The organism is Roseateles violae (assembly GCF_030410485.1).
GTDB classification, from domain to species: domain Bacteria; phylum Pseudomonadota; class Gammaproteobacteria; order Burkholderiales; family Burkholderiaceae_C; genus Roseateles_D; species Roseateles_D violae.
In genome coordinates this window covers 783542-799790 of sequence record NZ_JAUHHC010000002.1, presented here as the reverse complement: position 1 = coordinate 799790, position 16249 = coordinate 783542, and the positions used below count along the sequence as shown (strand labels likewise).

11 protein-coding genes are annotated in these 16249 nt (G+C 63.5%); 3 read left to right on the top strand and 8 right to left on the bottom strand.

All coding sequences use genetic code 11. The features are described 5' to 3' along the window. Position 1: 1 nt before the first annotated feature. From QWJ38_RS09170 to QWJ38_RS09150, 5 genes are all read right to left on the bottom strand, one after another. Complete coding sequence (locus QWJ38_RS09170) at positions 2–1573, bottom strand: TIGR03016 family PEP-CTERM system-associated outer membrane protein (protein ID WP_290358743.1); 1572 nt, start codon at positions 1571–1573, stop codon at positions 2–4. Further along, a complete protein-coding gene (locus QWJ38_RS09165; protein ID WP_290358742.1) occupies positions 1548–2495 on the bottom strand; it encodes an XrtA-associated tyrosine autokinase in 948 nt (315 codons plus the stop codon). The genes QWJ38_RS09170 and QWJ38_RS09165 overlap by 26 nt, the downstream gene beginning before the upstream one ends. Position 2496: 1 nt before the next feature. Then, a complete protein-coding gene (locus tag QWJ38_RS09160) occupies positions 2497–4089 on the bottom strand; it encodes an XrtA system polysaccharide chain length determinant (RefSeq protein WP_290358741.1) in 1593 nt (530 codons plus the stop codon). Positions 4090–4166: 77 nt separating this feature from the next. After that, positions 4167–4733, bottom strand: a complete 567-nt coding sequence (locus QWJ38_RS09155; protein ID WP_290358984.1) for an XrtA/PEP-CTERM system exopolysaccharide export protein — start codon at positions 4731–4733, stop codon at positions 4167–4169. A 368-nt stretch (positions 4734–5101) separates the two neighbouring features. Next, positions 5102–5983 carry a ThiF family adenylyltransferase gene (locus QWJ38_RS09150; RefSeq protein WP_290358740.1) on the bottom strand — a complete coding sequence of 294 codons (882 nt, stop codon included), beginning with the start codon at positions 5981–5983 and terminating at the stop codon, positions 5102–5104. A 105-nt stretch (positions 5984–6088) separates the two neighbouring features. On the opposite strand from QWJ38_RS09150, the gene QWJ38_RS09145 reads away from it, so the two are divergent. From QWJ38_RS09145 to QWJ38_RS09135, 3 genes are all read left to right on the top strand, one after another. Further along, a complete protein-coding gene (locus QWJ38_RS09145) occupies positions 6089–7171 on the top strand; it encodes a nitroreductase family protein (RefSeq protein ID WP_290358739.1) in 1083 nt (360 codons plus the stop codon). A gap of 116 nt (positions 7172–7287) precedes the next feature. Beyond that, a complete protein-coding gene (prsT, locus tag QWJ38_RS09140; protein WP_290358738.1) occupies positions 7288–10065 on the top strand; it encodes an XrtA/PEP-CTERM system TPR-repeat protein PrsT in 2778 nt (925 codons plus the stop codon). 95 nt (positions 10066–10160) lie between these two features. Beyond that, on the top strand, positions 10161–11261 hold the full coding sequence (locus QWJ38_RS09135) for an EDSAP-1 family PEP-CTERM protein (RefSeq protein WP_290358737.1): 1101 nt from the start codon (positions 10161–10163) through the stop codon (positions 11259–11261). Between the two features lie 104 nt (positions 11262–11365). On the opposite strand, the gene QWJ38_RS09130 is transcribed toward QWJ38_RS09135, so the two are convergent. The 3 genes from QWJ38_RS09130 to prsT (QWJ38_RS09120) are packed head-to-tail and all read right to left on the bottom strand — an operon-like array spanning position 11366 to position 16248. Beyond that, entirely contained in the window at positions 11366–12565 is a 1200-nt protein-coding gene (locus QWJ38_RS09130; RefSeq protein WP_290358736.1) for a glycosyltransferase, read from the bottom strand. A gap of 22 nt (positions 12566–12587) precedes the next feature. Next, on the bottom strand, positions 12588–13400 hold the full coding sequence (locus QWJ38_RS09125; protein WP_290358735.1) for a S1 family peptidase: 813 nt from the start codon (positions 13398–13400) through the stop codon (positions 12588–12590). Positions 13401–13425: 25 nt separating this feature from the next. After that, positions 13426–16248 (bottom strand): XrtA/PEP-CTERM system TPR-repeat protein PrsT, encoded by a 2823-nt coding sequence (gene prsT / locus QWJ38_RS09120; RefSeq protein WP_290358734.1) that lies wholly within the window; start codon positions 16246–16248, stop codon positions 13426–13428. Position 16249 lies beyond the last annotated feature (1 nt).

Here is a 16249-nt window from a genome sequence, read left to right as displayed (position 1 = left end):
GTCAAAACCGCCAGGCCAGATTACCGAAGACAGCATTCTCGGTGTACGACGGGCTGCCTTCGAAATCACTGTGGCGCGCACCCAGCGAGGCGTTGGCGCGTGGGCCGAGTTGAGTCGTCCAGTTGGCAATCAGAGAGCGCAGCATCGTCCGCAACCCGGTATCGTCGCTGCGGCTGCGCTGCGCGCTGAGCGTTAGATTGGCACTGCTAATCGGCGTCAGCCGGTGAGCGATGGTCAGCGAGCCGCCGCGCATGACGATCCGGTTCGACTGCGCCAAGTCGCCACCGGTCGGAATAATTGCACCGAGCCGTTCGGTCGTGGTCTGGCTCAGCAGCCCGGTCATCGTCGTTCGCAAGCCCTCCAGCGACAGCGACAGCTGCTGCGTGCGCGTCATCGTCGGCGCCGAAGCCAGCGACCCACTACTGATCGGCGCATCGGGACTCAGCCCCAGCGCTTGCAGAAAGCTGCGCACCAGCACGTCCCGCTTGACGGGATCTGGCTCTATCGAGCTGAATTGCAGGAACAGCAAGTCGTAATTCGTACCCGCGCCAGCCGAACGGGTCTGATTGCCGGCGTAGACGTTTTTCGTGTCAGCGTAGCGGATCGCCGAGCGGGCCATGCGGTGATCGAAGCTGATCATATGGGTGTTGCCATAGTCGTGATACTGCCAGTCGACCAGCAGATCCGTGCGCGGCGACGGTTTCCAGTTGGCATTCGCGCCGTAGTTCTCACCCTTATGTAAAAAGCCGAGGTAGTCGGTACGCTCGGGTCCAGCATTGACCTTCAGCTGCAGATCGGGATCGGGTAGGTAGCGCAATCCAAAATTGGCCACCGTATTCTCGTTCTCAGCTCCGTCAAAGCCGAACCGCGAGCGCTGCGTCGACAGGCTTGCCCACCAGCCCAGCTTGCGCCCGCCAAGACCGTCCAGCCGCAGCGACCCGCCGCCCGCCTTCGAATCACCGAGCGACGAGTCCTTGGCACTCGTTGCGGTCGCACTGCCGCGCAGCTCGTAGCTAGCCAGATCGCCGATCCGTCCGACCAGATAGGGGGCGATATAGAGCGAGGCAACCTCGGACTGGTTGGGATTGGCCAACGTCCGGTCCGGCGACTGCGGACCGAAGGCGGACACCGCCTGCTGGCCTATCGTCGCACTGACGTCGACAAACAGCCGCTTGTCCACCAGTTCGGCCTGGCCGCGCGCGGTCAGTGACTGCTGGACAGTGTTCTGCTGGTCGGTCTTCAGATAAATGAGTCCGCTGATCGAGTAGTCCAGCGTGCCGATCACTCGACCACCATGGCTGGCAATGCTGATACTGGGCGTCAGCGCCGTGATAAGGGCCGCATCCTTGTTGGTCGAGCTCAACCTGTTGTTGTCGGTTGCCGTCTGGCTGACTGAAAAGCCGGGCACGATTGTTACGCCGGAACCACCTCCCGCCCCCTCCTGCGCCTGAGCACTACCCGCACCAAGACTCAGCGCTACGGCACACGCTATGAGGCTTTGGCTCAGGGCCCGCGGCATGGTCAAGACTTCGGCAATGGCAAGTTCCTCAGCTCTTGGCAGCTTCATGGGCATGCCCATAACCGTAACCATAGCCGTAACCATAGCCGTAACCATAACCGTAGCCGCCCGCACCACCGCCACTGGCTTGATTCAGCAACATCATCTTCAGCGGGCAGGATTCGATCGCAGCCAACGCCTGATGGACGGCACTCTGCGGCGTCTTTTCGGCATGAACAACCACGACGATCTGCCCCATATGAGAGGCCAGCACGCGCGATTCGGTGGTCAGCAGCAGCGGCGGCGAATCGAAGATGATGATGCGGTCGGGATAGCGCCGCGCCATGTCGTCGAGCAGATTGCTCATCGCATCGCTGGCCAGCAATTCGGTCGCCCGCGCATGCGGCGTGCCGCTGGGCAGCAGGGTCAGCTTGTCGACATTGGTGCGCATCAGCACGTCGGACATGTCGACTTGGTCCTCGAGCACGTCCAGCAGGCCCGGCCCCTGGGGCAGCCCCAGCATTCGCAGCACCGAAGGGCGTGCCACGTCGGCGTCGACCAGCATCACCGTGTTGTCCATTTCGGCGGCGATGCTCAGCGCCAGGTTCAGCGAGGTGAAGCTCTTGCCCTCGCCGGCCAGCGCGCTGGTCACCATGATCAGGTTCGCATGGTTCAAGGTCGCGGCGCCCTTGCCCATGGCGTTCTTGATCAGCGGCCGCTTGATCACGCGGTACTGGTCGGCAATATGGGTACGCGGCGAGGCCGGCGTCAGGAAACCCTGGGTGGCCAGCGCTTGCAGATCGAGTTCGACCCGCTTCGATCCACCCGGCACCGTCTCCGGTCTCGCGATCTCCAGCGGCGGCGGCAGATCGGCGGCGGCCGCTTCGGCCGGCACCGCGGCACGCGACTGAAGATGGTGGTTGTCATCGGGCAGGACGACACCCGCCTGGCGAAGCTGTTCGAGGCGCTGCGCCGCTTGTTCAATCAGGCTGCTCATCTCACACCACCTGCCGAGTCAACAAAATCGCCATGACCGTCAGGCCCAGCACATACAGGCCGATCAAGCCGCCCGAGGCCGCCCCGAAGCGGATCAGGTCGACCCGCTGATGGCGGCGATCGGCCTCGGTGACCAGTCGCGAAACGACGCCGAGAATCGGCAGCTCGACGCGGCGGCGCAGCTCGGCACCGTCGTGGAAGACCGGACGCAGCTGACTGGCCGCAAAGGCGGCGAAGATGCCGGCAAAGACCGCCAGCAGCATCGCACCGGCCAGCAAGAGCAGGCGGTTCGGCGCCACGGGCCGCGGCGACACGCGCGGCGGATCGATCAGGCGGAAGTCGGCGACCCCCGCCGTCTGGTCCAGATCGCCGGACATCGAGGCCGACTCGCGCCGTGCGACCAGGTCTTCGTAGTTCTTCTTGTGGATCGCATAGTCGCGATTCAGCTGTGCGGCTTCGGCCTCGAGTTGCGGTGCCGTCTTGACGGCGGCCGCCGCCTGCGCGTAGCGCGCCGAATACTCGTCCACCCGCGCCTTCAGCGAAGCGACCTGCACCTCGGCCGTCGCCAGCAACTTGGTCAGTTCCTGATAAGCCAAATTGCTGGCACTGCCCGGCGCACCAATATTCGGGCTGGCCAAGGCGGACTTGCGCAACTCTGCCTGCTCCTTGCGCTTCTGTTCTTCCAGGTCCTTGATCAGCTTGCGGGCGCTGACGATGTCGGGATGCTGTTCGGTATAGCGCTGCAGCAGGCCGTCCAGATTGCGCCGCTGCGCATCCAGCCTCGCGTCGATCTCGGGCGTGGCGATCGACAGCGCCGATTCCTGCAGCAGGCTCTGCGTGGTGCCACCGCCATTGGCGCCGCGATTGCGCTCGCCTTCGAGCTGCGATCGGGCAGCGTCGCGGGCATTGACGGCCTCGCGATACTCGAGCTTGGCACGCTCCAGTGCCGCGCTGGCCTCACTCAGGCGCGAAGCCGAGTCCTTGCCGTCGCTGGCCATCGCCTGGATATTGCGCAGGCGGAATTCCTTGACCCGCGCCTCGGCTTCTTCGAGCTTGGCTTCGTAGGACTTGATCTGCTCGTTCAGGAAGGTCGTCGCGGTCGCGGTGTCCTTGCGTGTCGCACCGAGGCTGGACTCGACGAAGATCGACACCAGGGACTGCACGACGCGCTTGGCGGTATCCGGCTGCGAATCGCGGAAGGCCAGGGTATAGAGATTGTCCCGCGCGGTGCTTTGGATCGACAGGTTCTTGGTCACTTCCTCGATCGTCGCTTCCTGCTGCGCCTTCGACTGGTTCTTCAGATCCAGATCGGCCATGCGCACCAGTTTCTCCACATTCGGGCGACTGATCAGCGTGCGGCTGAGCATGACGACCTGCTGCTCGACGTTCGGCTGCACCGCCAGGCCGGACATCAACGGCTTCAGGATGGACTGGGTGTCGACATAGATTCGGGCGCTCGCTTCATAGCGATCCGGAATCATGAAGACCAGCACGGCACCGATGATGCCGGCGACCCAAGCCACGGCCACGCCGGGCCAGCGGTACTTCCACATCCGCCGGGCAATGGCAATGATTTGAGCGATCAGCAAATCCATTGGGACAGATTCTCAGGGTTCAATTCGAAGAAAAATGACGTCTGACCGTTGCCGCCAAATTAGCGACGGCCAGGCGATCAGAAATAGCTTTGCGGAATGATCAGGATGTCGCCCGGACGCATATCGACATTGGCCGACACATCGCCACGCTTGATCAAATCCTTCAACCGCACCGAATACTGCTTATTCCCTTCGGAGGACCGCAGAATCGTCGCGTCGTTGCCGGCCGCGAAATCGGTCAGGCCGCCGACGGCAATCATCACGTCCAGCAGGGTCATCTTCTGCTTATAGGGCAGGAACTGCGGTTTGGCCGCCTCGCCGACGACGCGAATCTGCTCGCTGAACGGACCGACAAAACCGGTGACGATGACGGTCACGACCGGGTCGCGGACGTATTTGGACAGCTGCTTCTCCACCTCGCGGGCGATCTCGACCGAGTTCTTGCCCTGCGCCATCATCTCGTCGATCAGCGGGGTCGAAATCTTGCCGTCCGGGCGGACCGGCACCGTCATCGACAGCTCGGGATTGCGCCAGACGATGATATTGATGCTGTCGCCAGCACCGACCACATAGCTGTAATCCTGAGTGGCCGCGCTCACCGGCGCCGGCGGATATTTCCCGGAACTCGCACAGGCGGTCAGCAAACCCAGGGCGGCGGCACACAGAGCAAAGCGGAGGCGGTGCGATATCAAAGCAAATATCGTGTTCAATGCAAGTCCTCTCAAAATCGTATGTATTCGGCCGTCAATCAGGTCGACGGCTCAAGCAAAACCCACAAACCGCCGGGGCTAGCTGCGGCCGGATCATGCCACAGCGAATTCGCCCACCGAGGGCTCGCAAACACCTGCGGCAACTGCGCTTTCGCGCACAGCTTCACGCATTGCCCGAGCATGTGTAACAAATAGCGGCTGTCCATGCGTAGCCACCGATTTCACACTATCGCAGCCCACCGGCAAATCCCGCAAGCGGGGGTTCGGAGCCCTTGCAACGCCCGCCTGTCGGGTCGCCACAACTAACGAGCCTTGTCCTGCCCCTTCAGCATGGGCCGGATCAGGCGCAGCATCAGCCGCTGCAGGGGGTTGGCATTGCCGAACGGCCGCCAGGTGAAGCGCAGCTTCTGCTTGTAGGCATCGAACTGCATCGCCCAGGGCGCGGCGCGCAGCTCGCCCCGGCCAAGCAGCACCTTCAGCACCGAGGTGCCCATCACGCCGGCACAGAGATCGCAGGACATGCCGGTCGAGGGGCCGCGTCGCTCGTCGAAATTGACCGCCTCCGGCGCCGCCAGATAGCCGCGCTGCAGCATTGCCGGCGAGAGGCCGGCAATGAAACGCGCGTACTGCTCCTGCTGAGTGCGACCGTCGACGCCGAAATACTGCTCGAAGCTCATGCCGCCGGGGCGGAAATACAGCAGCGAGACCCCCATGCCCAGCGGCGCGGCCGTCAACGCCGGGATGCTGCGCTCGTAGCTTTTCCTGAACAGCAGGAAGCGCGCCTCGATCGCAAAGAAATCGATGCCGTCGACATAGACGTCGACCTCGCGCAGAAAATCGTCGACATTCTCCGGCGTGACCCCCTCGCCGAACACCCGGACCTCGGCCTCCGGATTGATGTCGCGCGCCATCTCGGCCAGGACCTCGGCCTTCGGTCGATCCAAGGTCGACATGAAGGCACCGGCCTGGCGATTGAAGTTGTGAACCTCGAAGCGATCGAAATCGGCGATATGGAATTTGGCCACCCCCAAGCGCGCCAGTGTCAGCAAATGGGCGCCGCCGACACCGCCAAGCCCGGCGATCGCAACCCGCGCGCCGCGCAGCCGTTGTTGCTCCGCCTCGGTCACCCAGCCGATGTTTCTGGAAAATGCCCGACGGTAGTCAAAAGCGGAGTTATGGTCCAACGGTTCACCCTATGCCAAGGACAATGATCAACGGCGCATGATGCACCAAGCGTCGCGCCCAAGACAATCATCGACAGAGCCGCCTCGCCAAGGAAAGCCCGTTTCATGAGTTCGCAAGACGTCATCGCACAGATTCTCGACAAGGCCCGCTGGGCCCCCAGCGGCGACAACACGCAGCCCTGGCGCTTCGAAGTGCTGGGCGATTTGCAAGTTCGCGTACACGGTTTTGACACGCGCGATCATTGCGTCTACGACCTCGACGGTCACCCGAGCCAGATCTCGATCGGCGCCTTGCTGGAAACGGCCGCGATCGCGGCCAGCCACCATGGGTTGGAGATGAGGAGCACCCGCCGGCCCGATTCGACTGAAGAGCGGCCCGTCTTCGACCTGCAGTTCCTGCCCGATCCGGCCCTGGCTGCGGACCCGCTGTACGCCAGCATCGAGCGGCGCAGCGTACAGCGCCGGCCGCTGAGCATGCAGGCACTGACGGCGGAACAGCGGCAGACGCTGGAGGCCGCCATCGGCCCGGCGTATTCGATCGCCTGGATCGACGATTTCGACGCCCGGTTTCGCATGGCCAAGCTGCTCTTCCACTCGGCCAAACTGAGGCTGGTGATGCCAGAGGCATACCAGGTCCACAAAGACATCATCGAATGGAACGCCCAGTTCAGCACCGAGCGCGTGCCCGATCAGGCGCTCGGCGCCGATCCGCTGACGACCCGGCTGATGCAGTTCGTCATGCACAGCTGGTCCCGGGTCGAGGTGTTCAACCGCTTTTTTGCCGGCACCTGGGCGCCGCGCATCCAGCTCGACTTCATTCCCGGCCTGGCCTGTGCGGCGCATTTCCTGCTGCTGGCACGCCACCCGGCCCAGACGATCGACGACTACGTCGCCGCCGGCCGCGCGGTACAGCGCTTCTGGCTCACGGCCACGCATCTGGCTCTGCAGTTGCAGCCCGAGGTGACACCGCTGGTGTTCAGCCGCTATGCGCGCGGCAATGTGCCGTTCTCGCGCAAGCCAGGCCTCGATGCGCTAGCTCGGCGGATCGACCAGCGCTTCGCCGAACTGGTCGGCACCGATGCCGCCGCCCATGCGGTCTTCATGGGTCGCGTCGGCACCGGCAAGCCGGCGAGCGCGCGCTCGCTGCGGCGCCCGCTTGCCGACCTCATGCTGCCGGCCAAGGGCTAGTTCCTGCGTTATCGTCGTGCGCCGAGCGCGATATTCAAAAGTTTCTCGGGCCCAACCCGATCTCGCGTGGCGACCATGTCATGCGACGATATCCCCTCCTCCACCTGGGTGAATCCATGACCGTCTTCTCCAGACCCCTGCTCGCATCGCTGACCGGCACCCTGATCCTGCTGAGCGCCTGCGGCGAGAAAAGCGCCGAGGAGCAGTTGCGGGAAGCGCGCGCCAGCATCGAGTCCAAGCAGTTGAAGACCGCCCTGGTCCAGCTGAAGGTGACGCTGAAACAGAATCCCGATCTCGCCGATGCCCGCTATCTCTTCGGCAAAGCCTTGCTGGACAATGGCGAGCCCGCACTGGCCGCCATCGAGCTGCGCAAAGCGATCGAGCTCGGTTATTCGAAGGACGAGGCCACGCCGGCCCTGGCCCGCGCGCTGCTGGCCAGCCAACCGCATCAGAAGCTGATAAGCGAGCTCGCCGATGTCGAGCTCAACGATCCCAAAGCAATCGCCGATCTGAAGACCTCGCTGGCCGCGGCCTATGCGCTGGCGGGCGACGGCCAGAGGGCGCAGGCAGCGATTGATGCAGCCACGCGCGCGCTGCCTGACTTTCCGGCCACCTTGATGTTGAAGGCCCGGGTCGCTGCCCAGCGACATGACTACGACAGCACCTTGGCCCTGCTGGACAAGGCCGTTACGGTCGATCCATCGAACGCCGATGCCTGGGTCCAGAAGGGCGAGAGCCTTTACGTGATTCGCCAGGATGCAGCGGCCGCCGGCGAGGCCTTTCGGAAGGCGCTGGAGCTGAATCCGACCCATATGAAGGCGCGCTCCGGGCTGATCACATTGGCAATGGGTCAGAAAGACTGGAAGACGGCGGGCGAGCAGATCGCAGAGCTGCGCAAGACCTACCCTGATCATCCGATGACGGCCTTCTACGAGGCACAGCTGGCCTTCGCCGAGAAGAAGCTGAAGCCGGCGCTCGAGAAGATCGAGCTTGCGCTGAAGAACATGCCTGAGAACCCGCAAGCCTTGCAGTTGGCCGGTGCCATCCAGCTCGCCAACGGCTCACTGATCGAGGCCGAGCGCTCGCTGAGCAAGGCGCTGTCGCTGAATCCCGAACAGCCGTCTGCACGCCGCCAGCTGGCACAGACGCTGCTGCGGCTGGGGCAGCCGGCCAAGGTACTCAGCACGCTGCAGCCCTTGCTCAAGGGGGACGACGACCCGACGACCCACGCGCTCGCCGGCGAGGCCTACCTGGCCGCCGGCAAGGTTGATCAGGCAATCGCCAGCTTCGGCAAGGCCGTCCAGCTCGATCCCGGCAATCCTGCGAACCGAACCCACTTGACGCTGGCAAAGTACCGCAAGTCTGGCGCCAGCGCCGCCGAGGCGACCGCCGCCGAGCTGCAGCAGATCGCGGCCAGCGACCCCGGCACCAGCGCCAATCTGGCCCTGATCGATCTGCTGATGCGCCGACAGCAACTGGACCGCGCGCTGAAGGCCATCGACCTGCTCGAGGCCAAGCAGCCCAACGGTCCGATCGCCCCGAATTTGCGTGGCCGCATCTACGCGCTGAAGAAGGACGACGCCAAGGCCAAGGCCGGCTTCGAGCAGGCCGTTGCCCGCGACCCGGCCTATGTGCCGGCGGTCATCACGCTGGCCCGCTACGACCTTCAGGCCGGCAAACCGGCCGAAGCCCGGAAACGCTTCGAGGCGATCCTCGCCGTCGACCCAAAGAATTTGGAGGCACTGCTGGCCCTGGCAAAGATTCGCACGGCGGAGAAGGCGCCGAAGAATGAGATTGCCAAAATTCTCGAGACCGCGATCAAGCACAACCCGGCAGCGCTGGAGCCCCGCCTTCTGCTGGTGGACCTCTACCTTGACAAGCCCGATCCGAAACAGGCGCTAGGCGTCGCACAGGATACGGTGGCCGCATTCCCGAACTCGGCCGATGCGCTGGACGCGCTCGGGCGCGCGCAGCAAGCGGCCGGCGAGGGCCAACAGGCCCTGCTCTCCTTCAAGAAGCTCGGCAGCATGGAGCCGCAGTCGACCCGCGCCGCCGTCCGCATCGCTGGCGTCCATCTGGCCGACAACAACCCGACGGCAGCGGAGCAAAGCTTGCGACAAGCGCTCGCGATGTACCCCGACTACCTTCCGATCCAGCAGTATCTCTACACGATCGCGATGGCCGACCGGCGCCAGCGCGATGCGATCGTGATAGCACAGACGGTTCAGACGCAGCGGCCGAACGATCTGGTCGGCTATCAGATGGAGGCGTCGGCTCAGGTCTCGCTGCGCAACATGGAAGGCGCCATCACCGCCCTGCGCAAGGGCCTGAAGAAAAATCCCAGGACCGACTTCGCGGTCAAGCTGCATGCCGCCCTCATGAGCGCCAAGCAGGCCGAGGCTGCGGGAAAAATGGCCGACGCATGGCTATCGGAGCGCCCCAAGGACGTGGAATTCCTGGCCTATATTGGCAATGTCACGATGGTTGCCGGCGATTATGAAAAGGCGGAGCAATACTTCCGTGCGCTGCTGGCCCTGCAGCCCAATAACGTAGGCGCGCTCAATAACACCGCCTGGGTGATGGCCAGACTAAAGAAGAAGGGCGCCGCACCCTATGCCGAGAAGGCGTTGAAGCTGCAGCCGGATACCCCGGGGCTTATGGATACGCTGGCACAAGCGCTCGCCGCAGAAGGTCAGATTGACAAAGCTCTGGAAATCCAGAAGAAGGCCGTCAGCCTCGACTCGAAGGACCAGATGCTTCATCTGAATCTGGCCAAGCTGCAACTGCAGGCCGGTGACAAGCAAGGTGCCGCAGCCGAGCTCAAGGCGCTCGAGAAACTGGGCGACAAGTTCCCGGCACAGGGGGAAGTCACACGGATGCTGAAGGCCCTGTAGCCCGAGCCAATAGCGTGGCAAGAGATGTCGATTTTCTTGACACCCGATGCCATTCAAGCCATAGCGAGACAGTTATTTCCTTATCGATCAATGACTTGGAGATCTGGCACACATTCTGCTTTAACTGGGTCAGCGCCAAGGCGATGTCCGCCAATCGCTTCACTAAGGATCTAACCATGACCCACTTTGCAAAGCTGAAAGCAGTGTCTGCACTGTCGGCCGCTTGTGCTGCGTTGTTCGGCGCGGCTCCGGCCCATGCGTATGTTTACTCCCTGTCGCATGTAGAGATTCAGAATGTTTTGCTGACGGCGGCCGCCGGCACCACCATTAACGTCAGCAATTTCACGTTCAACGAAAAGAACGTGGGAGAGCTAAACGCGGTCTCGACGACTCAAACCGACGCCTGCGCAGGCGTTCCGGGCGCTCCGGGCGTGGGGAACAACTGCGGCGGTGTCGCCCGGTCGGGAAATGTCCTTGATGCGCTGGTAGCAAACGCCCCAGGCTCCACCATCAACCGTGCGGAGAACAACTTCGCATTCTTGGGCACTGGTCCTGGCACCTACAGCAACGCCGACAGCGTGTTGTATACAGCTCAGCTTGTCACCGCTAGCCCGACGCACCTCAATCAGATCGCCGAGTCACTGCTTAAAAGCAACGGGGCGGCATCGGCAAGTACGCTGCAGCAATCCAATACCGTGATGTCGATCAGTTTCACCACCACCGGTGGCGGACTCAGCTTCAGTTTCCAAGCCGATCCGGATATGCGAGTCGCAATTAACGAAGGTCTTGCCGGCCTCTTCTCGAGTCAAGCAGACATGACCGCGTCCTTTACGCTGACAAACAGCAGCGGACAGAAGATCAACTGGAATCCTCAAGGAACTGGCACGAATGATTGCTCAGCTGCCTTTGGAGCCTGCACTGAGTCGGCCGACGCTTTTGATCTGAACGATAACATATCGGCCGGATTTGACGGTCAAGACTTCAGCTCCCCCGCCGCAGCCGGATTTGGGAACTTTGGCATCAATCTCTCTGGCTTGGCTGCGGGCAATTACACACTGGCACTGGCGGTGACAACTTCGACGTCAATTACCCGACTGGTGAATACAGTGCCAGAGCCTGGCGCCTTGGCGCTCGCGGGCATCGCACTGGCTGGCTTGGGCTTCACGGCAAAGCGCCGTCAGAACAAGCAAGCTTGACTGAGTTACGGCAGCTCAAAAAGGACCCTTCGGGGTCCTTTTGTTTTGTTGAATTTTCTTGCTCACATACCCATACCGCGACGGTTGGCCGAGCAGCGCGCGATTCAACCGAGTGCACGATCAAGCAGAGACGAAATGACCCGCTCTGGATCGTTACCCTCGAAGTCTTCCTGGATTTTCCGGGCGGCTTGCCGAAAGCCGGTTTGGATTAGGCTTAAAAGCGCCAGACGCGCCCGCGAGAATTTGAATTCACTGGCACGCATCATTAGTCCCGCGCCAGCACGCGTTATCGTGCCCATATTCAGGACCTGATCGAGATTCGAGCAGACGCTCAGAACCGGGGTGCCAGCCATCAGCGCTTGGTGACTGCTGGGACTGCCGCCGTTGCAAATCACAAGGTCCGCCGCCTCAGCAGCAAGATTACCTGGCAGGAAGGAGGCACAGAAGACCTGCGGAGAGTCTGAGCCGAAGGCACCACGGCCTGCGGTTGCGACGAGGCAGACGAAATCCTCTGCAACGCAAGCCTCAATAATGGCAGGCAGCATATCGACGGCACCGGTTGAGCCGAGACTGATATAGACACGCGGCCGCGGATCGGCGAGCGCGGCTCCCCACCAAGCAGGCAACGCCACATCGGGTGACCAGACGACTGGCCCGATGTAGTGATGAGAGGCCGGTCGATCGACCGTCGGTGCCAGTGATTCGGTATCCGCGTACAGCACCGTATCACCATCACAGTAGTAGTGCCGCAGCGACTCGACCTTGCCGAGCCCGTAGCGCTGCCGCACCTTATTGATCGCGCGGCAGTGATACCGGCTGGCCAGCGGCCAGGCGAGCCGAAAGATCTGGTCGAACAGCGGAAAGCCGAGCAGCCTTGCCATTGGGAGATCGGGCGCCATCATCGTCGTCTCGCGGGCGTAAGGGCTCCAATAGGCATTGCACAGCGACATCAGATGAACGCCGCTCAGTCGTGCCGCGATTGACAGCGAGAGTCGGAAGTCCCCGATCACCACGTCCGGCCGAACCGTCTTCAGCATGCGCAGATCGGCCTCGACATACTCGGCCAACTCGCGCTCCGTATAAACCGGATCGCCGACCGCCAGCCGCTGCAAGAAGGTAGCGGCCGAAATGCTGTCGATTGCATAGCGCTCGGCATCGAGACCTTCGGTGCACAGCGCGTACTGTCCATTGCTCGCGAAGACCAGCTCGTAGCGCTCGCGATCGAGCATGCGAGCTAACACGCTGGGCCGCGCGACATGGGCCAGCGAAACCGCTTCCGCGACGAACAGTATCTTTTTTTTCACCCGCGGATCGCGCCAAAGCGCCTCATGGATTCAGCAGCCGTGCCACCGCCTCGACCGGGATCGCGTAGCTGATACCGGAGGGCTGGGCCAGCACCGATTCCTTGGTCCCCTTCAGCAGAACCATATTGACGACGCCGAGGACCTCACCGGTCTCGATATCGAATACCGGGCCGCCGCTATTGCCTGGATAGGCGGTGCCATCGAGCTGCATCAGATTGAAGGCGCCGGCGCGCAGCTGCGAGATATTGCGGGAATTCAAGGTGGCCGCCGTTGGCGCCGGCAGTGCCACGGAGGTCAGCGCCGAGATCGTCGCGCGATGGGTGACATGGGAAAAGCCCAGCGCGCCACCGATCGGGAAGCCCATGAAGGCGACGCCGCTGCCCTCGCGGGGCACCCCACTGCTCAGCTTGAGCGGGTTGACGGGCGGACCCTCGAAGCTCAGGACGGCCAGATCGTGCAGGCGATCGACGGATACCTGCTTGGCAATGCGCTCGCTCCATTGGTTCGGCGCCGTCCACGTCCGCACCATCAGCTGTTTGCCGGCCGCCACGGCGGCACCGGGCTCGGGCAGCACATGCGCGTTGGTGACCGCCAGATTACCCGATCCGACCACAAAACCGGTGCCTCGAAACGTGAAGCGTGGGCTGTCCGTCGCCTCATAAGTGCCGACCAAGACCACCGAGGGTTTCAGGCGGACGACCGTGTCGGCCAGATCGGCGCGCGCCGGCAGGGATGCCAGAAAGCCAGCAAGCAGAAGCAGCGCGGTCGTCAGCGCTTGCAGCGCCCTGGTCCAGGTCTTGGCCGCGACGCGCCATCGGCTCCGATTGCTGTTCACTGAGCTTCCTTCGATATAAGGCCAATCAGAGCTTCGCCAGCATGCTTTTCACCTCGGCCTGGCCGGCAAATTTGTCGCCCAGGGCCGCGAGGCGGTTCAGCTCGCTGCGCGCCTGCTCCTTGTCGCCGGCTTCGACGTACATGCGAGCCAGGCGCAGGCGGTGGTTCGCATTGTCCGGCCCGGCCTCCACGGCGGCCTTCTGGGTCTCCAGCGCCTTGGCTGCTTGGCCGTTGCTGGCATAGATTTCGGCCAGCGTGTCCATGAAGGCCGGCTCCTTCGGTGCCAGCTTGATAGCCTTCTCGGCATAGGCCTGCGCGCCCGGTTGCTTCGCGCGGTTCAGAAGCCAAGCCACATTGTTCAGCGCGGCGGCATTGTCCGGCTGCAACTGCAACACGGCCTGGTAGCGCTTCAGCGCCTGCTCGTAGCTGGCCGCGTTCAGGGCCGCATCGCCGAGGTAGAAGACGAAGCCGACGTCCTGCGCATGCTGCTTCAGCCAGGCCTGTTCGAATTTGGCAGCTTCATCCGGCTTGCCGCTGGCCGTGAAGGCACGGTGCAGCTTGATTGCCAGTTCGGTCGAAGGCTTCTTCTCGAGGCCGGTTCGATAAGCGGCGATCGCGGCGCTCCAGTTCTTCTGGCTGCTTTCTATATCGCCCTCCAGCAGATGGCCCTGCGCCTCATTACCGCGCTGGCCCTGCATCGTGCGCGCGACCGTGATCGCCTCCTTGCTCCTACCGGCCGCCAGCTCGGCCGAGGCCAGGCCGCGTTGCGCGGGCACCAGCTCCGGCTTCAACACCAGCGCCTTGCGGAAGCTCTGCGCCGCATTGGCATAGTCCTTCTTGCCCAGATAGATCTCGCCCAGGCGCAGATGGGCCTGCGGTGAACTGCTCTGCAGCCCGGCCAGATTGTTGTAGGTGCTGATCGCCTGGTTGACGTCGCCGCTGACGTAGAGGATCTGGCCCAGCAGATCGAGCATCTCGGCGTTATCGGGGAAGGCGGCGACGCCCTCCTGCGCCGCCGCCAAGGCCGGCTTCATGTCCTTGGCATCGAAGCGCAGCTTGACCAGGGCCAGCCGCGGCATGACCTCGGTCGGATTGGCCTTGACGGCACGCGTCGCCAGCGCGACCAGCTCGTCCTTGCCCGCACCTTGCTGAGCGCGCAAGGCCAGCAGCGCCATATAGGCACGCATGTTCTTGGCGTCGGCCTCGATCATCTTCTCGAAGCGCTGCTGCGCCAGCTCGGGCTTGCCCTCGCTGATATCGAGCGAGGCCAGGTTGTAACCGGCGGGGAAGGAGTTCGAGTCGATCTTCAGCGCCGCTTCGAAGGCCGCGCGAGCCTGCTCGCGCCGGCCGCGCTGCAATTCGACCTGGCCGCGCAGGATGGAGGCCGTCGCCACGCCGGGCTGCTTGCTCTCCAGCTTGTCGATCGCCTTCAGCGCACGCTCGTAGTCCTTCTTGCGCAGATAGGTGCTGATCAGTGCCAGGTCGGCGGTCGGCCCGGTGTCCACGGCCGAGATTGCCTTCAACTCGTCCAGCCCCTGCTCCGCATGGCCCTTGCTGACCTGGGCCAGCGCCAGCGCGGTGCGGCTGCGCGTGTCCTTGGGATTCAGTTGCGCAGCGGCGGCGAAATGCGCCTCGGCGCGAGCAGGATCACCCTGCATCAGGAAGGCCTGCGCGGTCAGCGCATTGGCTTCGGCCGAAGTCGACTTCGAGCCGGTCATCGGCTGCAGCAGCTTGACGACCTTGGCCGGCTCGCCCATGCGCAGATAGGTTTGGGCCAGCAGCAGCCGTGCGCGGCCCAGTTCCGGCGCCAGCTTCACCGCCTTACTGAAATGCGCCTCGGCCTGCACCAGGCCGCCGCGCTGCAGCTCGGCCGAGCCGGCCAGCTGCAGCACGCGCAGATCGTTGGGCGAGCGCTTCAACAGCTGCTGGGTTTCCTCGATGGCGGCCTTCGCGTCACCGTTTTCCAGCGCCATCACCGCCTTGTAGAGCCGGGTCTGCGGATTGTTCGGCGCCACTTCGCGCATTGCCTTCAGCTGCGCCTCGGCACCGGCCTTGTCCTTGTTGCCGAGCAGCAGGCCGATCAGCGCGCCGTGGGCGGACACATTGGCCTTGTCGCGCTGCAGCGCCTCGCGATAGGCCGCAGTCGCCCCGTCCTGATCCTTCTCGATCAGCAACAGATCGCCTTTCAGCTGCCAGGCCTCGCTGCTTTCCGGTGCAGCCGCCAGCAACTCGGTCAGATAGTCCTTGGCGCCAGCCAGATCATTGCCCGCTGCCAGCAACCGGATGCGCATCAGCCGCGCCTCGACGTTGCCGCCATCGCTGCGCAGCGCGTCCTGAACGGAGGCCATGGCCGCTTCACGCTTGCCCTGGGCCAGTTGGGCCGAGGCGATGACCAGCCTCAATTCCGCCTGCGCCCTGGGCTGTGGCAGCTTGCGATCGGCGAACTTGGACAGCACCTTGTCCGGCTGCCCCGAGATCAGCAGCGCCTTGGCCAGCAGCGGCGCAATCGCGTCGGCGTCATGGCCCTGGTCCAGCGCCTTCTGTAGTTCGACCTCGGCGCCGACACCGTCACCGCCTTCCAGCAGCAGCTTGCCAAGCAGAAAGCGCGCCTCGGCCGATTTCGGATCCTGCTGCAAGACGTTCTTCAGCTGGATCACCGCCGCCTTGCTGTCCTTGGCCTCGATATGCTTCTTCGCCGAGGCCAGCAGCGTCTGCGTGGACTCGCCCGAGCAGGCCGCAAGCAGCAAGCCGGCCGCCGTCGCCAGCATCGCGGCCCGGCCGCCCCGGCGCAGCCATTGCTTCGCCATACGCGCGCCAGGCGATCCCTTGTCCATGCTCTTCTTGTTCATC